Source organism: Streptomyces sp. SID13666, from assembly GCF_010548325.1.
Lineage (GTDB): Bacteria > Actinomycetota > Actinomycetes > Streptomycetales > Streptomycetaceae > Actinacidiphila > Actinacidiphila fildesensis.
This window is the reverse complement of the sequence record NZ_JAAGLX010000001.1, coordinates 720,562-739,845: the sequence shown is the minus strand read 5'-3', so window position 1 is coordinate 739,845 and position 19,284 is coordinate 720,562. Positions and strand designations below refer to the sequence as shown.

Sequence of the window (19,284 nt, the reverse complement as noted above, 5' to 3'; positions counted from 1 at the left end):
GATGCTGTCTCCCTTAGTTCTGACTCGAAGGTGAAGTAGGTCGCCCGATGGCGTCCCTGAGCGCGTCCGCGAGCAGGTTGAGGGCGAGGACGGTGAGGACGATGCACGCGCCCACGGGATAGACCAGCCACCAGTAACCGGTGGACAGATAGCTGGCCCCGTCGGCGAGTTGGCTGCCCCAGTCCACCGTGGGGTAGGTCATGCCGAAGCCCAGGAAGCCCAGCGCGGAGACCACGATGATGGCGTCGGCCACCTGGAAGGTGGCGTTGATGATGATCACGCCGAGGGCATGGGGAATCAGATGGGTGAAGATGATCCGCCGCCGTGAGGCTCCCATCACCTTCGCCGCCAGGACGAACTCCCGGACCCGCAGCGCCAGCACCTCGCCGCGTATCAGCCGGGCCGACAGGAGCCAGGAGAAGCCCCCGATGACGAGGCTCAGCGTCAGCGCGCTGGCCGCGAACCGGGCCGAGAGGATCAGCACCACGAACAGGAACGGGATCGACAGCATCACATCGACCAGGCGCATCAGGAATCCGTGGACCACGCCTCCGGCGAGCCCGGCGACCGCCCCGTACACCGTGCCGATCACGGTCGAGATGAGCGCGGCCAGCAGGCCGATCTGCAGCGACAGCCGGCCGCCGGTCATGAGCCGGCCGAGCACGTCGAACCCGTTGGTGTCGGTGCCGAGCAGATGGCCGGCTCCTGGCGGCAGGGCCGCGTTGACCAGGTCCACATCGGTCTGGTCGGTGTGGTGGATCAGGGGGCCGAGGAAACAGAACCCGGCGATGAGCACCAGGAGCAGGCCACCGGTGAGCGCGAGCCGATGCCGCATCATTTTCTCAACTCGATTCGGCGGTCGGCGGCCGCGACCAGGATGTCGGCGATGAAGCTGCCGGCCACGGTCAGGAAGCCGCCGATGAGCGTGTAGGCGAGGAGCAGGGGATAGTCCTCGCGTTGCAGGCTGTTCAGGAAGAGCAGGCCGAGGCCCGGGTAGTTGAAGAGCGACTCCACGATCAGGTTCCCGGCGAGCACGGTGGGGACCAGCGTGCCGACCAGCGTGATCAACGGCAGGCTGGAGTTGCGGAGCAGGTGACGGAGCAGGATCAGCCGTTCCGGCAGGCCCTTGGCGCGCGCGACCCGGATGTAGTCCTGGCCGAGCTGGTCCAGCGCCGAGGAGCGCTGGTACTGCGCGAAGACGGTGACGCTTCCGCAGGCCAGAGTGATCACCGGCAGGGCCATGGCCCGTGGATCGGTGAACACCACCCAGGGTGAATGGGACTGGGAGGCCTCGGCCGGGAAGATCTGCAGTGTCTGGCTGAACACCGCGATCAGCAGCAGGCCGAGCAGGAACGACGGCGTGGCGTACAGGACGTAGGAGGCGGCCGTGGTCGCCCGGTCGGCGATGCTGTTACGCCGGACCGCCTGGAGTATGCCGAGCGGGACCGCGACCGCCAGTGCGAGGAGCATTCCGGCGGCCGACAGCATCGCGCTGCGACCGGAGTTCTGGGCGAGCAGGGTGCCGACGTTCTCGTTCAGCGTGTAGGAACGGCCCAGATTGCCGTGCAGCAGTTGGCCCAGATAACTGAGGTACTGCGCGATCAGTGAGCGGTCGAAGCCGTGGTCGTGGTTGAAGGCCGCCACGGCCTGGGGCGAGGCCCGCTGGCCGAGCACGATCCGGCCCGGACTGGCGGAGACCAGGCGCAGCAGCAGGAACACCACCGCGGAGATCCCGAGCAGGACGAGAACCGAGACCATCAGGCGGTGGAGCAGATATCTAGCCATTCCCGTTCCCTTGCAGCGGGTAGTGGCAGGCCACCAGATGGGTTCCGGTGACCGGCGCCAGTGGTGGTTCGATCCGGCCGCACTTCTCCGTACTCAGCGCGCAACGCGTACGGAAGCGGCAGCCGCTGGGCGGATCGACGGCGCTGGGCGGTTCGCCGCGCACGCCCGCCCCGGCGCGTTCGCCGTCCGGGACAGCTGCCAGCAGGCCCGCGGTGTAGGGATGAGCGGCGGCGCCGTACACCTCGTCGGTCGTACCGGTCTCGACGAGCTTCCCGAGGTACATGACACCGACGCGGTCGGCGAGGTAGCGCACGACCGCGAGATCGTGCGAGATGACCACGCTGCTGAGGCCGCGCTCGATCTGGATCCGGCGCATGAGGTTGAGGATCTGGGAGCGGATGGAGACGTCCAGGGCGCTGACCGGTTCGTCAGCGATCAGGACCTGTGGTTCCAGGGCGAGCGCACGTGCCAGGCCGACGCGCTGACGCTGGCCGCCGGACAGCTCGTAGGGGTACCGGTCCAGGACGCTGTCGGGGAGGCCGACGTCGTCGAGGAGCCGCCGCACGCGCTCGGGTCGGTCGCCGACGCCCTGAATGACCAGGGGTTCGCGAAGGATCCGGCCGACGCGCATCCTCGGGTCGAGGGCGGCACCGGAATCCTGGAACATCATCTGGACGGCCTTGCGCGGCCGGACCATGCGATCCCCTTCGAAGAGGATCTCGCCGCTGTCGGGGCGGTCCAGGCCGACGAGCATGCGGCCCAGGCTCGACTTCCCGCAGCCGGACTCGCCGACCAGGCCGAAGGTCTCTCCGGCCGCCACCTCGAAGCTCACGCCGGAAACCGCCTTGACGGTCCGGCGGCCCGCCGGGTGCTCCCGGACCAGGTCGACGACGCGCAGGAGCGTCCCGCCGCTCTCCTTCGACGCGAACCGTCCCCGTCGGCTGCCTTCGACCGGGCCGGCGACCGGGTGCCAGCAGGCGTAGGAGTCGACGAACGGCGGCTGCTCCTCCCGGCACCGGTCCGTGGCCGCGTCGCAGCGCGGCGCGAACGGGCAGCCGGGCTCGGGCTTGGCCAGATCGGGCGGCGAACCCGGGATGCTGAACAGCTCCTCGCCCTTGTCCTGGCTGAGGGTGGGGATCGAGGAAAGCAGCGCCTGGGTGTACCGGTGCCGGGTCTTGCCGAAGATGTCCGCCGTGGGTGCGGACTCGGCCACCCGGCCGCCGTACATCACCCCGACCCGGTCGGCCCGCTGGGCGATCACCCCCATGTCATGGGTGATCAGGATCATCGACATGCCGCGCTGGGACCGCAGGTCGTCGAGGAGATCGAGGATCTCGGCCTGGACGGTCACGTCGAGGGCCGTGGTGGGTTCGTCCGCGATGACGATCTCCGGCTCGCAGACCAGCGCCATGGCGATCATCACGCGCTGGCGCTGGCCGCCGGAGAACTGGTGCGGGTAGCCGTCCCGGTGAACGCCCACGCGGGTGAGCATCTCGAGGGCGCGGTCTCGGGCAGCGCGCCTGGTCTCGTTGCGATGCAGGCGGACGGGCTCGGCCACCTGCTCGACGATCTTCTTGGTCGGGTTCAGCGAGGTCAGCGAGTCCTGGAAGATCATGGCGATCTCGTTGCCGCGGTACCGCCTCGGCTCCATCGCGAGCAGGTCCCGGCCGGCGAAGTCGATCGACCCGCCGGTCACCCGGCCCCCGGCGGGGAGCATCCCCATGATCGCGAGACCCGTCATCGACTTGCCGGAACCGGTCTCTCCGACGATCCCGAGGGTCTCGCCGCGTTCCAACTCGAGGCTGACGTTCGCGATCGGCCGGACGACACGGTCGCCACGCCGGATCTCGACCGACAGGTCCCGGAGCGTCAAACTCTTGCGCACATCCATTCGCCGATATTGAGGGCCGCGGCGCGTGCGCTGTTCGTCCAGGACGGCGAGTGTTCAGCCCCGCGTTCGTCCGGACGAACGAACGTCGGCGCGACCCCTGTGCAGGTAGCGTGCCCGCCCCTCGCCGTCGTCGCCCAGGAACGCCACCGGTCCATGGCCGGGCTCGACGGGGAGGAGGGAATCGCCGCGCCAGGCGACCAATTCCGTGCGGTAACTCTCGTCACCGAGCTCCGCCGTGATGCCGAGGGGCACATGCTCGAGCCAGAGCCTGCCCTGCTCGTCCTCACCCACCCTGGTCTCGCCCGTGCTCGACAGATAGGTGCCGACGCAGCGCCGCGCGTTCAGGCGGACTGCCGGGTCCGGGACCGGGTCCCCGGGCAGCTCCAGGATGCGGCCGAGGATCTCCTTCCGCAGCGGCTTGGGGTCACCGCCGTTGGTGAAGATCGCCACTGCCAGGTCGCGGCCGGGCACGACGCGCAGGACCGCCGACTGGCCGATGGTGTTGCCGTCATGACCGAAGACCAGGCCGCCCGGTAGGCCGTAGAGCTCCCAGCCCAGGCCCCAGGCCGTGCCCCAGCCGATGTCCGGCAGCGCGACCTGCGGCTGCCGCATGGCCTGTAGGTCGTCGTCCGCGAGGTGCGTCCGGGCGAAGGCCAGCAGGTCGCGGGGAGTCATCGCGAGCATCGACCCCGCCGGCGCGTTCGAGCGGGCCATCGCCCAGACCGCGGACGGCTTCCCGTCGAGATGGCCCACCGCCGCGCGGTGGACGATCGCTTCGTACGGGTCGTTCGCCGCGTGCGTCATGCCCAGCGGCGTGAACAGGTGATCACGCATGCACGCGTCGAAGGGCTTGCCCCGCACGACCTCGACGATGCGTCCCAGCACGCAGTAGCCCGCGTTGTTGTAGGAGAACATCGAGCCGGGCTCGAAGTTCTGCGGCACCTCGTCCAGCAGGTCCACGTACGTGGCCAGGCAGTCGTCGCCCTTGCCGGTGTCGGTGAAGACATCCCCTTCGAAACCGGAGGTGTGGCACAGCAGTTGCCGCACGGTTGCCTCCCGGAACCCGGGAAGGTAGGTCCGCACCGGAGCGTCGAGAGCTACTCTGCCTTCGCCGACCAGCTGCATCACCAACGTCGCCGTGAGCACTTTGGTGATCGACCCGATCTGGAACACCGAGTCGACCGTCACCTCCACCCCCGTCGCGGTACTCAGTACCCCGGCGGCCACTTCGACCGTCTCCGCGCCCGCGCCGATGGCCACGACAGCCCCTGGCACACCGTGCTCGGCCAACAGCTGCGGCAGCCGCTCCCGCAGCCAACTCCCGATGTCGTGCAATTCGTCCATTCGCCCAAAGTAGACCCCGGGAATCAGCACCGGTTCGTCCACGGCGACCATCGATCTCGCCTCGTTTCGTGGAAACGACCAGGCCCGGCACCCTCAGTGATCATGCCGTGATTGTGAAGCTGAGCTGTGGACCCGCATAAGAAACCATCGATGGACCGATGGGCAGGGCGGGCGGCAAGGTTTGGGGTCTCCGCCGTGCTCGCGGCGGATGCGCGTCGTACCGATTCCGAGGGGCTCCGCCGTGAAGGCACTGGTCAAGGCGAAGGCAGAACCGGGTCTGTGGCTGATGGACGTGCCGGAGCCCGAAGTCGGACCCGGCGAAGTGCTCATCAAGGTGCTCCGCACCGGCATCTGCGGCACCGACCTGCACATCCGCGACTACGACGGCTGGGCGCAGCAGGCCGTGCGGACCCCGCTGGTGCTGGGCCACGAGTTCGTCGGCGAGATCGTGGAAGTCGCCGCCGGCGTCGCCGACTTGGCCCCGGGCGACCTGGTCAGCGGTGAAGGCCACCTCATCTGTGGAAAGTGCCGCAACTGCCTGGCCGGACGGCGGCACCTGTGTCGCAGCACGGTGGGCCTGGGCATCGGGCGCGACGGGGCGTTCGCCGAGTACGTGACGCTGCCGGCAACCAATGTGTGGGTGCACCGGGTACCGGTGGACCTGGACGTCGCGGCGATCTTCGACCCCTTCGGCAACGCCGTTCACACCGCGCTGTCGTTCCCGCTCGTGGGCGAGGACGTACTCATCACCGGGGCCGGGCCCATCGGCATCATGGCCGCAGCGGTCGCCCGGCACGCCGGAGCCCGGCAGGTGATGATCACCGACGTCAGCCCGTTCCGGCTGGAGCTGGCCGAGAAGGTCGGCGTGAGCCTGGCTCTGGACGTCAGCAGCTCCACCATCGCGGACGGGCAGCGCAGGCTCGGTTTGCGCGAGGGCTTCGACGTCGGGCTGGAGATGTCGGGACGGCCCGAGGCGCTGCGCGACATGATCGCCAACATGACCCACGGCGGACGGATCGCCATGCTGGGCCTGCCGGCCGAGGAGTTCCCGGTCGACTTCGCCCGGATCGTCACCTCGATGATCACCCTCAAGGGCATCTACGGCCGGGAGATGTTCGAGACCTGGTACGCCATGTCGGTGCTGCTGGAAGGCGGGCTCGACCTGAGCCCGGTGATCACCGGCCGTTACTCGTACAAGGACTTCGACGCCGCTTTCGACGACGCCGCCGGGGGCCGCTGCGGCAAGGTCATCCTCGACTGGACCGCCTAGCTCCCGCTCCCCCGGCCTCCGCCGGAACCAGCCCGCGCACCATCAGACCTCCGCAGGAACAAGGAGAGACCCCATCATGCTCGACGCCGTCCGCGAGGACCTCCGTGCCACCCTCGATGAGATCCGCTCGGCCGGGCTGCACAAGCCCGAGCGGGTCATCGGCACCCCGCAGAGCGCCTCGGTCGACGTCACCGCGGGCGGACGCCCCGGGGAGGTGCTGAACTTCTGCGCCAACAACTATCTGGGCCTCGCCGACAACCCCGAGGTCGTGGCCGCCGCCAAGTCGGCACTCGACCGCTGGGGCTACGGCATGGCCTCGGTGCGCTTCATCTGCGGAACGCAGGAGGTGCACAAGGAGCTGGAGGCCCGCCTGTCGCGCTTCCTCGGCATGGAGGACACCATCCTCTACAGCTCCTGCTTCGACGCCAACGGAGGCGTGTTCGAAACGCTGCTGGACGAACGCGACGCGGTGATCTCGGACGCGCTGAACCACGCCAGCATCATCGACGGCATCCGGCTGTCCAAGGCACGCCGCTTCCGCTACGCCAACCGCGACATGGCTGACCTGGAGCAGCGGCTGAAGGAGGCCGCCGGAGCACGGCGCACGCTCGTCGTCACCGACGGCGTGTTCTCGATGGACGGCTATGTGGCCCCGCTGGAGGAGATCTGCGATCTGGCGGAGCGCTACGGCGCGATGGTCATGGTCGACGACTCGCACGCGGTGGGCTTCGTCGGCCCTGGCGGGCGCGGCACCCCGGAGCTGCACGGCGTGATGGACCGGGTCGACATCGTCACCGGGACGCTGGGCAAGGCGCTCGGCGGCGCGTCCGGCGGCTACGTGGCGGCCCGGGCGGAGATCGTGGAGCTGCTGCGGCAGCGCTCCCGCCCCTACCTGTTCTCCAACTCGCTGGCCCCGGTGATCGCGGCCGCCTCCATCAAGGTCCTGGACCTGCTGGAGGACGACACCACCGGCGAGGGCGCCGCGCTGCGGGCCCGCCTCTACGCCAACACGGAACTGTTCCGGCGACGGATGACCGAGGAGGGCTTCGAGATCCTGCCGGGCGACCACCCGATCGCCCCGGTGATGATCGGCGACGCCGAGCAGGCCGGACGCATCGCCGACCAGCTCCTGGAGCACGGCATCTACGCGGTGGGGTTCTCCTACCCGGTGGTCCCGCACGGCAAGGCCCGGATCCGGGTCCAGCTGTCCGCGGCCCACTCGGCGCCGGACGTGGAGCGCGCGGTGGCCGCCTTCTCGGCCGCGCGAGCGGCACTGGCAGAATGACCGGGTGATCGACACCCGCAGACTGCGCACGTTGCGGGCCGTGGCGGACCACAGGACGCTGACCGCCGCGGCTGCCGCGCTGTATCTGACTCCCTCCGCCGTCTCGCAGCAGCTGGCCGCCCTCGAACAGGAGGTCGGTCACCAGCTGCTGGTCCGCGACGGCCGCGGGGTCCGGCTGACGGCGGCGGGGGAGATCCTGGCCGCGCACGGCAACACCGTGCTGGCCCAGCTGGAGCGGGCCGAGGCCGAGCTCGCCGCCTACGCGGCAGGGCACGCCGGCGAGGTGACGGTGGCGTCCTTCGCCACCGGGATCGCCACCGTGGTCGCCCCGGCGATGACGGAGTTGGGCACCAGCCATCCCGGCATCAGGCTCCGGGTGCGCGACGCCGAGGGCGACGCCAGCCTGACCATGGTGCTGGACGGGCACGCCGACCTGGCCGTGGCGGTCGAGTACCGGGGCGCGCCACGCGAGGACGACGAGCGGCTGTCGAGGGTCCCGCTCTACGCGGAGCCCTTCGACGCGGTCCTGCCGCGAAGCCACCGGCTCGCCGACAGTGCCAGTGTCAGGGTCGCCGATCTCGCGGAGGAACCATGGATCGGCCCCTACCCCGGCAACCCCTGCCATGAGGTGGTCATGCTGGCCTGCGAATTCGCCGGCTTCCAGCCCCGCGTAACGCACTCCTCGGATGATTTCAGGGCCGTTGCCGCCCTTGCCGGGGCCGGAGCGGGGGTGGCTCTGGTGCCGCGCTCCGCGCTGCGCGGAGTGGATCTGCCGGAGGTTGTGGTGCTACCGGTCGCCGGGGATCCAGCGACCCGCCGGGTGTTCGCGGCGGTCCGGCGCGGAGCGGAGCAGCACCCGCTCGTCCGACCCGTGCTGGATGCCCTGGCCATGGCTGCCGACCGCGCCCGGCCACGGGAGGACCCGGCTGAACTACTCGGCCTCAACGGGTGATGTCCGCCGGGGCAACCGCCTCGACGACCGGTCGTCACAGCACTGGGCATTCACCTGTTCCCTTGGAAATCGCAGCACGCTTGTCGGAGGTTTGACCATGCCGTACACCCGTGCGCGACGTGCCGTTCTCGGCGGACTCGCCGTGCTCACCGTCCTCCCGCTGGCAGCTTGCGGCTCTGGCCATACCCCGGCTTCACCGGCTCCGTCCACCACGGCTTCCCGGCCGGATCCGGCCGGGAAGCCGTCCGCCGGCGATTTCCAGCGGCTCGAGCGCACATACGGTGCACGACTGGGGATCTACGCGGTGAACACCGGCAACGGGAGGGAAGTGGCCTACCGGGACACGGAACGGTTCGCCTATGCCTCCACGTTCAAGGCGTTCGCCGCCGCTGCCGTCCTGCGCGAGTACTCCCTGAACGGCATGGGCAAGGTGGTCAAGTACTCCCGGGCCGACCTGCTGAGCAACTCTCCGGTCACCGCGAAGCACGTCGAGACCGGGATGACTCTGCGTGAGCTGTGTGACGCCGCCGTCCGCTACAGCGACAACACCGCGGCCAACCTTCTGTTCGCTGCGCTCGGTGGGCCGAAGGGCCTGGCGGCCGCTCTCGCCGAGGCAGGCGACACTGCGACCCGGGTGGAGCGCCGCGAGCCGGAACTCAACGAATGGACCCCCGGCGCCACACGGGACACCACCACACCCCGCGCATGGGCCGCCAACCTGCGGGCCTTCGTTCTCGGAGACGCGCTCGGCAAGGACGAGCGCGCACAGCTCGCGCAGTGGCTGCGGACCAACACCACCGGCGACGAGCTCATCAGGGCCGGCGTCCCCAAAGGCTGGACAGTCGGTGACAAGACCGGCGGAGGCGGTGTCTACGCCGTCCGCAACGACATCGCCGTGGTGTGGCCCCCCAACGCCGCGCCCATCGTCATGGCGATCATGACCAATCGCGGCACAGCAGACGCCCCCTATGACAACAAGCTCATCGCGGAATCGGCGTCCGTGGTCGTCCGGACGCTGTCCTAGTGCGCTGCGTCCGAAATCCGTCGGCCCTGTCGGCCCGGACGAACTACGCGATGGGGAAATCAAAATAGGTGTCAGGATAAGGTTCGTCCTCGAGAGTGTAATGCCACCACTCGCAATCGTAGGCGCTGAAACCGCTGGCCTCCATGATGGAGAGAAGCTTCTGACGGTTTCTCGCTTCGCCGTGTCCGATCTCTTTTGCTCCATGATGTGAGATGTCGTCCATCAAGTCATGGTCGCCGCCCATGGGAGCGAGTTCACCGGTGGACAAGTCGTAGAGGGTGAGGTCAACGGTGCTGCCCCGGCTGTGGCCCGACTTCGCGGCCACATATCCCCTCTCGAACATCTCGGCTCTGCCGATGTTCGGATAGTGTCGTGACTTCGTCCGGCCGTCCTCCGGAAGCTTCGACCAGCGCAGAAAGCAGTCGACGGCGCGCTGGGGGCGATAACCGTCCCAGAGAAGCAGACCGAACCCAAGGGATTGGGCCTTCTCCCGCGCTCGTTCCAGGGCTGCGCACAAATCCCTCGTACCGACAACTCGATTTGCCATATACCCGTCCACCGGTTTACCGGTGAAGTTGTCCCACGTGGCGTACTTGGCGTCCCAGCGTATTCCGGATGCAAGCTCGTCCACAAAGACGAAGTCAGCCTTCATCGCCTTTTTCCCGCCAATGCCAGAGACACCGTCCGGTCGATCACCTCGGAAAGTGGCAACCCTGCGGCCGCCATCATTCTCGGATAGCGACTGTACGAGGTCAGGCCCGGCAAGGTGTTGACCTCGTTGAGGACCACTTCTCCATCGTCCTTGAGGAACATGTCCACCCGCGACAGTCCCCTGCATCCCAAGGCGCGGTATACGGCCTTTGCCGTCTCCTGAACGAGCAATCGTGACTCTTCCGGGATGGCGGCGGGAACGATGACCGCTGAGTTGTCGGAACCGGTCTCCGGCTGGTCCTCCTGATGGATCCTGAAGAAGCCGTGGGAGAGAGCGATTTGATCCACCTCGCCCGCGACCAGATCCTGATCGTTCCCCAGGATGGCGCATCCGATCTCGCTGCCGACGACAGCCTCTTCGATCAAGACCTTCGAGTCGTACTGCCGTGCGACGTCCACCGCACTCAGGAGTTCCTCTTCCCGGGATACCTTGGTGACGCCGAAGGACGACCCCGAACGGGCCGGCTTCACGAAGACCGGATAGGTGAGCCGGCCGGGATCGATCTTTTCGTCCGCCGTGATGGTCCAGAAGTTCGGCGTGGCGATTCCCGCGCTTCCGGCGACGATGTAGGCAAGGGATTTGTCCATGCACAGAACAGAACTCTGGACGTCGCAGCCGACGTAGGGGATGCCGGAGAGCTCCAGCAGACCCTGCATCGCGCCATCTTCGCCGAGTGTGCCATGCAGAACGGGCAACACGACGTCCAGGCGGATCGTCTCGTATCGCCCCTGCTCCTGGACCAGCAGTCCGTGCACGCTGCTGTCCGGTGACAGCACAGCAGGGCGGCAGTTGCCGTTCTCCCAATCCGCGTCGGGCCCGTCACCGAGCTTCCAGGCACCGCTCTTCGTGATCCCGATGTAGAAGGGCTCATACTTTTCGATATCGAGGTTTCGTGCCACCTCTCGCGCGGACTTGACGGAGATGGGGTGCTCTTCGGAACGGCCCCCGAAGATGATTCCGACCTTCAACCTAGCCATGCTGATTCCTTCTTTCGAATGCCAGACAGTTGGTGAGGGAGTTTTCCACCGTGTCGCTCAGGGCGTGGTCCGTGTAGTAGGCGGTGTGCGGACTGATGACCACATTCGGCAGCTCTTGCAGCCGCAACAGCGGTTTGCTCTCCATGGGTCTGTCCCGGCAGTCGGCGTAGAATATTCCTTCCTCTCCTTCGAGGACATCCAACGCCGCACCGCCCAACCTGCCGCTTTCCAATGCCTGCACAAGGGCCTCGGTATCGATCAGCGCACCACGCCCGGTGTTGACAATCAGCGCACCGTGCTTCATCAGCTCCATACGCTGCCGATTCAGCAGATGGTGCGTATCCGCGTTGAGCGGTGCATGGAGTGTGACCACATCGCTCCGCCGCAGCAATTCATCGAGCGGAACGTAGTCGGCAACGGCCGTGGGACGATTGTCATGGGCAAGGATTCGGCCGCCGAAACCCCGTAGTCTGTCCATGACCGCTGCGCCGATGCGTCCGGTGCCGATCACCCCGACGGTCAGATCACGTAGCTCTTTCCCGCGCACGTCGCTCAATCGGTAGTCGTGCAGGTCCGAGCGGCGGATGATGGATTTCATGTCCCGAAGTGCCATCAGCATCAACATCAACGTGTAGTCGGCCACGCTGTCTGCCGAGTAGCTGACGTTTTCCACTGAAATGCCGATGCTGTCCGCGTACTCCACATCGATATGGTTGCAGCCGATGCTCCGCGTGGAGAGGTACGTCACGCCGGCTTGGCCAAGCGCGAGAAGAGTGGCGTTGGTGACCTGAGTCTTGTGGCCGACGCTGATGCATCGGCATCCGGATGCCAGTTCACTATTGGCTTCGGACACCGGTGCGTCCGTGATGGTCAGCGTTACGCCGAAGCGCGGCGCCAGCTCTCGGAACAGAACGGCCTCATCCGGGCCACACCCGTAAATGGTGATGTGGGCCGGTTCGCTGTGGGTCATGCCTCCAGTCAAGGCAGTGTGACGTTGCCGGAACGTATGGGGTTTTCGATATGCCGGCGATACACCACCCGGCCTTCAATGAAGGAATGCCCTTCGACGAAACAGCCTCCCGCAGCCTCTGCCCTGCCGGCCTGCTCCCGCTCGGCGGCCCCCGCGCCGCGCGGTCATGATCCCGCTCAGCCTCGGCGAGATCGCCGAGGTCGTCGGCGGGAGGGTCCAGGGCGACAGCTCCGTGACGGTGACCGCGCCGGCCGTGCTCGACGGCCGGCAGGTCGAGCCGGGCGGCCTCTTCGTCGCCTTCACCGGCGAGCACGTCGTCGCCGGCGATGTGGTGCTCGTCAAGGCCTCCCGCGGGGCGCACCTCGACATGGTCGCCGCCGCGCTCGCCTGAGATACGGACTCATCGCCCGCGCCTCATATAGAGATCGAAAGCCCGGTAGACCATCGGCCGTAGCGGCAGGTCCCACTCGCCGACGTATCTCACCGCCTGACCGCCGGTGCCGACCTTGAACTGGATCAGTCCGACGTGCGGGTCGTCGGCGTCGAGGGTGGGGGTGACGCCGCGCAGGTCGTAGACGTCGCATCCGGCCGCCAGCGCGTCGCGGATCATCGCCCACTGGCAGGCGTTGGAGCCGCGGACCTCGCGCTTCCCGGTGGAGGAGGCGCCGTAGGAGTACCAGGCGCGGGCGCCTACGCGGACCAGGATGGCGGCGGCGACCGGATCGCCCTGGTGGTGCGCCAGATAGACCTTGATCCGCTCGGGGTCCTCGGCGCTCAGCGCCGCGAACATGGTCTCGAAGTAGCGCAGCGGCCGGGGCCTGAAGCGGTCGCGCTCAGCGGTGTGGATGTAGAGGTCGTGGAATGCTTTCAGGTCCTCACCGACCGTGACCTCGACTCCCTCCTTGGCCGCTTTCTTGATGTTGCGGCGCCACTGCTGGTTCATGCCCCTGAGCACGTCGCTCTCGGTCCTGCCGGCCAGCGGAACCTCGTACTTGAACTGCGGATGCCCGACCCCGAACCCGTCCTCCGGGCTCTGCGGCAGCCAGCCGGCATCCCTGAGCCGGCTGGTCACGTGGGCGCCGACCGGGCCGGCCCCCTGACTCCGCAGCTCGGTCAGCCGCTGGACGCCCGGGTCGGCGATACCCTCCTTGATCTGGGCCGCGCTCCAGGAGTCCGTGCACACCGGCGGGCCGAGCCGGATCGCGAACGCGCCGTGCGCCTTGAGGTACGCCGCCAGCGGGTCGAGCCACGCGTCGATGTCGCCGGCCCAGTCGATGACCGGGCCCTCGGGCAGATAGGCCAGCCTGAAGCGCTCGAACCGCGGCACCGGTCGGTGCAGGACGAGCCCGGCACCGACCAGCCGCCGACCGTCGAACCAGCCGAGGGACTCGCTGCGCCACTCGGTCTTGACGCGGCCCCATGCCGGGGTCTGCAGGAAACTGACCGACCGCTGGGCCCGCACGAACTCCAGGTGCTCGGCCGCGCTGATCGGCCCGACGGTCGGCCTCACGCCCGCCCCCTGCCGGTCGACCAGCTGATGCCGGCCGCCACCGGCAGGTGGTCACTGCCGGTGGCCGGCAGTGACCACGAACTTCTCGGCTGGACACCGCGGACCAGGATCTGGTCGATCCGCGCCACCGGGAAGTTCGCCGGCCAGCTGAAGCCGAAGCCGTCCCCGGCCGCGTCCTGGACCGAGCGCAGCTGCGAGGTGATGCCGGCGAACGCTCGGTCGTCGATGGTGCCGTTCAAGTCGCCGAGCAGCACCACCCGCTCGTTCCCCTCGGCGGCGATGGCCTTGCCGAGTGCCTGCGCGCCTCTGTCCCGCGAGCCTGTCCAAAAGCCCGCCCTGGGATTCACCCGCACGGACCCCAGGTGGGCCACGTACACCGCCAACGGCCCGTGATCGGTGCTCACCGTGGTGCGCAGCGCCCGGTTGTAGGCCATCTTGACCTCCATCGGCTTGGTGTCCCCCAGCGGACCGTAGTCCGTCTCGATGTCGACCGGCCGGGTGTCGGACAGTGGCAGCTTGCTCCACAGTCCGACCGTTCCCCGCACCGTGTGGTGGGGGTACAGCTTCGCCAGCTCCTTCTCGTACGTGTTCAGGGCCTGCGGTGTGAACTCCTCCAGTGCCAGCAGGTCCGCACCGGAGGCGGCCAGGTCGCGGGCGGTGCCGGCCGGGTCGGGGTTGTCGGCGCCGACGTTGTGGCTCACCACGGTGAGGTCACTGCCGGAGTGGGACTTGTCGACCAGCATCCCGCCGAAGAGGGTCAACCACATCGTCACCGGCAGCAGCAGCGCGACCACCGCAGAGGCGGAGCGGCGCCACAGCGCACCGGCCAGCAGCAGCGGGATGAACCCGCCGAACCATGGCAGGAAGGTCTCCACCAGGCTGCCGAGTCCCACGGTCCGATTCGGGATCTTCGCGTGCAGCAGCATGAGCAGGCCGAGGAGCAGCGCCAGTGCCGCGAGCACCAGGCCGCGCTTCCAGAACCCCGCCCGGAAGCCGACTGGGGCATCCCCTGCTCGAGCCCAACGGAGAACTCGGGGAAGGATCGCCCGGCGAACGCCCGCGCGCCAGGTCCCGCCCGTGCCGGCCGCCGGAACACCCGTTCCGGTACCTGTCGCGCGGGTATCCCCCGGGCTGTCCTGCGCTGTCTCCGCTGTTGGTGGGGTTCGGCTCATACCGCCAGTCAAGGCGGCGCGGTGTTGCCCGCACGTATGCGGATTTCGATACGCCGACGATATGCGCCGACCCGTAGCCTGAAGAACATGCGTGTGCTGATCGTCGAGGACGAGCCCTACCTGGCAGAAGCCATCCGCGATGGTCTACGCCTGGAAGCGATCGCCGCCGACATCGCGGGGGACGGCGACACCGCTCAGGAGCTGCTGGGCATCAACACCTACGACATCGCCGTCCTCGACCGCGACATCCCCGGACCGTCCGGCGACGAGATCGCCAAACGCATCGTCGCCTCCGGCAGCGGCATGCCGATCCTCATGCTCACCGCCGCCGACCGTCTCGACGACAAGGCCTCCGGCTTCGGACTCGGCGCCGACGACTACCTCACGAAACCGTTCGAACTACAGGAACTCGTGCTCAGGCTCAGAGCACTCGACCGCAGGCGTGCGCACACCAGGCCTCCCGTACGAGAGATCTCAGGTTTGCGCCTGGATCCGTTCCGCCGCGAGATCTACCGCGACGACCGCTACGTCGCGCTCACCCGCAAGCAATTCGCCGTGCTCGAAGTCCTCGTCGCCGCCGAAGGCGGTGTCGTCAGCGCCGAGGAACTCCTGGAACGCGCGTGGGACGAGAACGCGGACCCGTTCACCAACGCCGTACGCATCACGGTCTCGGCCCTGCGCAAACGCCTCGGCGAACCCTGGATCATCACCACCGTGCCAGGCGTCGGCTACCGCATCGACACGCAACCCGGGGCCGTCCACGGAGGAGAAGACCGTGGATAGGGCACCTGGGATGAGCGTTCGCCTCAAACTCACCCTCAGCTACGCCGGATTCCTCATGGTGGCCGGTGCCTTGCTGCTCGCGGCCGTGTGGGTGTTCCTCCTCCGTTATGTCCCGGACCGTGCGATGCTCATCAACCCTGATGACAAGCCCACGCATGGTGTCTTTCCCATCCGGTCCGGCCTCCTGAACGTCTTCGCGCCGAGAGCGGCCGCAGTACTGGCGATCCTGCTGGTGTTCGGCCTCGTAGGAGGGTGGATCCTCGCCGGCCACATGCTCGCCCCCCTGACCCGCATCACACACGCCACCCGCATGGCCACGAACGGATCACTTTCTCACCGGATCCGGCTACCGGGCAGCAAGGACGAGTTCCGCGAACTCGCCGACGCCTTCGACGCCATGCTCGCGCGTCTCGAAGAGCACAACGCCGAACAGCAGAGATTCGCAGCCAACGCCTCCCATGAGTTGCGCACCCCGCTGGCGATCTCGAAGGCACTGCTCGACGTGGCCCGCACCGATCCGAACCACGACACCGGTGAACTCGTCGACCGCCTCCACGCCGTCAACACCCGAGCCATCGACCTCACCGAGGCACTGCTCCTGCTCAGCCGCGCCGGTCAGAGGTCCTTCACCCGGGAACCGGTCGACCTGTCCCTCATGGCGGAAGGAGCCACCGAGACACTCCTCCCCCTCGCGGAGAAGCATGGCGTCACCCTCGAAACCAGCGGCGACGTCGCCCCGGCGAACGGATCGCCGGCACTCCTGCTGCAGCTGACCACGAACCTCGTACAGAACGCGATCGTCCACAACCTGCCGGAACACGGCAGCGTATGGGTCCACACCAGCGTCGGCCCCAAGACCGTGGTACTCACCGTCGAAAACACCGGCGAGCAGCTCTCGCCGCACCTGGTCGCGACGTTCACCGAACCCTTCCAGCGCGGTACTGAGCGCATCCACACCGCCCGGACAGGCGTCGGTCTGGGCCTGGCCATCGTCAAAACCATCACCCAGGCACACGACGGAACCCTCACCCTCACCCCGCGCTCTGCCGGCGGGATCCGCATCACTGTGGAACTACCCGCGACATCCCCGTGCACCGACGCGTGAAGAACTGAGCGGGTGCTGGGACCTGACCACAATCGGCGGAGTCTTCCGTGGCTCAGCCGGGTCGGAAGGAGACCCGGACGTTGGCGTCCAACGGGATGATCAGCACGTTTCCGCGATCCACAGTCCAGGACTGCGGAATGATGAACATCCGGTCGCCGGACTGGGCAAGCAAGCGCAGTCCCCGGTAGCGGAACCTGAAGTGTTGCTGCGGTGTGCCCTCGGGAAGGACGGTCTCCTGCACTCCCGGGTACTGGAAGTACAGCCGCTCGGTGGTGTCGAGCACCACCTGCGGTCTGAGCCACAGACGGTTCGTCAGATAAGCAGCGTCGCTTTTGCCATGGTCCTGGGCATAGATGTTCACCGCCCAGAACGACGAGAGCACGATCAGCGCGGCAACGATGGCCAGCGCGGCCTTCTCCCGTAGGACCGGGTACCGGCCGCCGGAAATCTTGACGAGGAGCAGTCTCCCGTACATCAGAACCACCAGACCACCGCCCAGGAACAGCGGTGTTCCCAGCGAGCCGGCGTAGAGCACATCGAACCCGCAGAGCAGCCCGACGAGGAAGAGCAGCAGCCCGCACGCGATCACGGCGAGCGAAGCCCAACGGACGTACGGCGGGGTGGGCGCGTCCGACCGGCCGAGTGACGCGACCAGGTAGTACGCGAGCACCCCCAGCAACCCGACGACCAGCGCCGCCCCGATGGGCAGGAAGAGCGCGCCGCCACTGCGCAGGGCGTAGTCCTGGGTGGAGAAGCCCAGGGTGGCCGCGTCGATCCCGAACTGCTCGTACAGCGCGTCGGTGTAGGCGAAACCGAAGTAGAGCAGCAGCGCCCCGATGAGCGTGGTGGGTGCGACCAGCGTGGTGAGCGTACCCAGCCAACCGGCCCAGGGTGAAGGACCCGCTTCGGGCTCACCGGCATCGCCCCCGTTCCCGCCGGTGCCGGGATCGGCGCCCGGGTCGGGAACAGGGGCCGGGGCAGGGTCTGGGACGGGGGCCGGCTCGGGGGCCGGATCGGCCGGGCTCAGGGTGTGCTCGCGTCGGACGTCGCGGGTCCTTCGGAGACATCGGGGGTATCGGGGGTGTCGGGGCTGTCCGGGGTATCGGGGCTGTCGGGGGTGTCAGAGGGTACGGGCGGGGCGGACGAGGGCGGATGGATCGGATCGCTGAACGTGGTGACGGGGCCGCCGCCGTCCTGGACCAGGATGCCGCACATAGTGTGCGTAATGCGCGGTGCAGTGGCGGCGAGATGGAATTCGTCGAAGTAGGTCGCCCCCGGCGCCACCGAGATGTGTCTACTCACCGACTGGGCCGGCTGCCCGGGGGTGCAGTCATGGAACTCCAACTGCGCTTCGTAGGCGGCTCCGGTGGTGTTATTCACATCCACATTGACCGGGTTGGGCCACTGCCCGGAGAATTTGGCGGACGGTTTGGGACCGTCCTTGAAGCCGCCGTTCGGCTTCGCAGTTCTTTTTTGACCCTCGCTGGACTCTTCCGAGCCCTCCACCGGTGGGGTTGCGTTCGGGTCGAGAGACTCCTCCGAAGTGGCGGACGTCCCGCCGGAGGAGCTGTCGTTGCCACCACCTGACGAGCATCCGAGGAGAAGTAGCGCCGCTGCGCCGAGCAGCGGGACCACTGCCAGGAATCGCCTGCCGCTCGCCGCGAGCATGGGCCGGGACCAGTCCATAGAGCCTCCGAGACTGAGGGGACGGACGGACCGAAAGTAGACCGGGGGCATAGGCGATGGGCACGCACAACACGGCGTCGAGGTGGAATTTCACGCGTCCGGGCGCTACGCCCTGCCCGGCGGGGAGGCCGGCCCCTTGGGAGTCGCGTCCCCCTTCGGGGCCGCGGGGTCATCGGAGTCCGGAACCTCTGACGCGTCGGCGTCAAGTTCGCGCATGCGGCGGTGAATCGCATCGCGCGGGTTGGCTGCACGAGGCTCTTCGTCTTCCGGCGGTTCCTCTGGTGTCCGACCGGCTTTGGACCGTTCGATCAGCGCATGGATCCGATCCGCGCGCGCCTTGCTGTCCTCGGAGCCCACGGAGCCCTCCGAACTCCCGGGATTCTTACGGCCCTTCGGGTCCTTGGGGCCTTTGGGGTCCGCTCTCCCCTCACCCATGGTCCCGAGCTCCACCTTCCCAGGTGCCTTCCAGCGTCTGACCTGACTGGAGACCCTGAATCTGGGTCCGCCAGGCGTCGGCGCGTGAGGTGGTGGACTTCTTGACCAGCGCGGTCAGGGTCTTCGCTGAGGTGAAGCGGTCGGACTGCGGACCGCTGTCGGCGATGCGTAGCGCCGTCTTGGTGCGGGAATCGATGGCGGAGCGCAGGCTGCCCGCGCGGGCGGCCAGCTTTCCGAGGTCGCGGAACTGGGGCTTGGCGGTGTCGAACCAGACCTGCTGCCACCAGTGGTCGGTGACCGGTTCCCGCCAGCTGAGGTATCCGCCGGGTACCGCCGGCGCTTCGCATCCGAGGAACGAAGTCCGGGTCGAGTCGTTCAAGTCC

18 protein-coding genes and 1 pseudogene are annotated in these 19,284 nt (G+C 67.9%); 7 read left to right on the top strand and 12 right to left on the bottom strand.

The genetic code is table 11. The features are described from left to right. Positions 1-13 precede the first annotated feature (13 nt). The 4 genes from G3I60_RS03575 to G3I60_RS03560 are packed head-to-tail and all read right to left on the bottom strand — an operon-like array spanning position 14 to position 5,020. A complete protein-coding gene (locus G3I60_RS03575; RefSeq protein WP_164292260.1) occupies positions 14-838 on the bottom strand; it encodes an ABC transporter permease in 825 nt (274 codons plus the stop codon). After that, a complete protein-coding gene (locus G3I60_RS03570; protein ID WP_164292261.1) occupies positions 835-1,785 on the bottom strand; it encodes an ABC transporter permease in 951 nt (316 codons plus the stop codon). Before G3I60_RS03570 ends, G3I60_RS03575 begins: the two co-directional genes overlap by 4 nt. Beyond that, a complete protein-coding gene (locus tag G3I60_RS03565; RefSeq protein ID WP_164292262.1) occupies positions 1,778-3,676 on the bottom strand; it encodes an ABC transporter ATP-binding protein in 1,899 nt (632 codons plus the stop codon). Before G3I60_RS03565 ends, G3I60_RS03570 begins: the two co-directional genes overlap by 8 nt. 54 nt (positions 3,677-3,730) lie before the next feature. Further along, on the bottom strand, positions 3,731-5,020 hold the full coding sequence (locus G3I60_RS03560; protein ID WP_164292263.1) for a serine hydrolase: 1,290 nt from the start codon (positions 5,018-5,020) through the stop codon (positions 3,731-3,733). A gap of 241 nt (positions 5,021-5,261) precedes the next feature. Here G3I60_RS03560 and tdh point away from each other — a divergent pair, with 241 nt between their 5' ends. The 4 genes from tdh (at position 5,262) to bla (ending at position 9,551) form a co-directional block, all read left to right on the top strand. Then, positions 5,262-6,290: an L-threonine 3-dehydrogenase gene (tdh, locus tag G3I60_RS03555; RefSeq protein ID WP_138351784.1), complete on the top strand. Its 1,029-nt coding sequence runs from the start codon at positions 5,262-5,264 to the stop codon at positions 6,288-6,290. Positions 6,291-6,366: 76 nt separating this feature from the next. Beyond that, on the top strand, positions 6,367-7,575 hold the full coding sequence (locus tag G3I60_RS03550) for a glycine C-acetyltransferase (protein ID WP_138351785.1): 1,209 nt from the start codon (positions 6,367-6,369) through the stop codon (positions 7,573-7,575). A gap of 4 nt (positions 7,576-7,579) precedes the next feature. After that, on the top strand, positions 7,580-8,527 hold the full coding sequence (locus G3I60_RS03545; RefSeq protein WP_164292264.1) for a LysR family transcriptional regulator: 948 nt from the start codon (positions 7,580-7,582) through the stop codon (positions 8,525-8,527). A 97-nt stretch (positions 8,528-8,624) separates the two neighbouring features. Then, positions 8,625-9,551 (top strand): class A beta-lactamase, encoded by a 927-nt coding sequence (gene bla / locus G3I60_RS03540; protein ID WP_164292265.1) that lies wholly within the window; start codon positions 8,625-8,627, stop codon positions 9,549-9,551. 43 nt (positions 9,552-9,594) lie between these two features. On the opposite strand, the gene vanX is transcribed toward bla, so the two are convergent. From vanX to vanH, 3 genes are read right to left on the bottom strand one after another with little or no spacing between them, the layout of a single operon-like run. After that, positions 9,595-10,203, bottom strand: a complete 609-nt coding sequence (vanX, locus tag G3I60_RS03535) for a D-Ala-D-Ala dipeptidase VanX (RefSeq protein WP_164292266.1) — start codon at positions 10,201-10,203, stop codon at positions 9,595-9,597. Next, complete coding sequence (gene vanA-Sc / locus G3I60_RS03530) at positions 10,200-11,240, bottom strand: D-alanine--(R)-lactate ligase VanA-Sc (RefSeq protein ID WP_164292267.1); 1,041 nt, start codon at positions 11,238-11,240, stop codon at positions 10,200-10,202. Before vanA-Sc ends, vanX begins: the two co-directional genes overlap by 4 nt. Beyond that, positions 11,233-12,210 carry a D-lactate dehydrogenase VanH gene (gene vanH / locus G3I60_RS03525; protein WP_164292268.1) on the bottom strand — a complete coding sequence of 326 codons (978 nt, stop codon included), beginning with the start codon at positions 12,208-12,210 and terminating at the stop codon, positions 11,233-11,235. Before vanH ends, vanA-Sc begins: the two co-directional genes overlap by 8 nt. Positions 12,211-12,376: 166 nt before the next feature. Here vanH and G3I60_RS03520 point away from each other — a divergent pair. After that, positions 12,377-12,526, top strand: a pseudogene (locus tag G3I60_RS03520) (UDP-N-acetylmuramoyl-tripeptide--D-alanyl-D-alanine ligase); the annotation flags it as partial. A gap of 84 nt (positions 12,527-12,610) precedes the next feature. Here G3I60_RS03520 and G3I60_RS03515 read toward each other — a convergent pair. Continuing rightward, on the bottom strand, positions 12,611-13,720 hold the full coding sequence (locus G3I60_RS03515) for a peptidoglycan bridge formation glycyltransferase FemA/FemB family protein (RefSeq protein WP_164292269.1): 1,110 nt from the start codon (positions 13,718-13,720) through the stop codon (positions 12,611-12,613). Continuing rightward, positions 13,717-14,892, bottom strand: coding sequence for an endonuclease/exonuclease/phosphatase family protein (locus G3I60_RS03510; protein WP_164292270.1), 1,176 nt, complete (start codon positions 14,890-14,892; stop codon positions 13,717-13,719). The genes G3I60_RS03515 and G3I60_RS03510 overlap by 4 nt, the downstream gene beginning before the upstream one ends. 87 nt (positions 14,893-14,979) lie before the next feature. On the opposite strand from G3I60_RS03510, the gene G3I60_RS03505 reads away from it, so the two are divergent. Further along, positions 14,980-15,675 carry a response regulator transcription factor gene (locus G3I60_RS03505; protein ID WP_164292271.1) on the top strand — a complete coding sequence of 232 codons (696 nt, stop codon included), beginning with the start codon at positions 14,980-14,982 and terminating at the stop codon, positions 15,673-15,675. Between the two features lie 10 nt (positions 15,676-15,685). After that, entirely contained in the window at positions 15,686-16,780 is a 1,095-nt protein-coding gene (locus tag G3I60_RS03500) for a HAMP domain-containing sensor histidine kinase (protein ID WP_164292272.1), read from the top strand. Between the two features lie 52 nt (positions 16,781-16,832). On the opposite strand, the gene G3I60_RS03495 is transcribed toward G3I60_RS03500, so the two are convergent. The 3 genes from G3I60_RS03495 to G3I60_RS03485 form a co-directional block, all read right to left on the bottom strand. Further along, positions 16,833-17,450, bottom strand: a complete 618-nt coding sequence (locus G3I60_RS03495) for a hypothetical protein (protein ID WP_164292273.1) — start codon at positions 17,448-17,450, stop codon at positions 16,833-16,835. A 353-nt stretch (positions 17,451-17,803) separates the two neighbouring features. Next, positions 17,804-18,466 (bottom strand): hypothetical protein, encoded by a 663-nt coding sequence (locus G3I60_RS03490; RefSeq protein ID WP_164292274.1) that lies wholly within the window; start codon positions 18,464-18,466, stop codon positions 17,804-17,806. Positions 18,467-18,893: 427 nt separating this feature from the next. Continuing rightward, the gene (locus G3I60_RS03485) at positions 18,894-19,280 is read right to left on the bottom strand and encodes a hypothetical protein (RefSeq protein ID WP_164292275.1); all 387 of its coding nucleotides are present in this window, start codon (positions 19,278-19,280) and stop codon (positions 18,894-18,896) included. Positions 19,281-19,284: the final 4 nt, after the last annotated feature.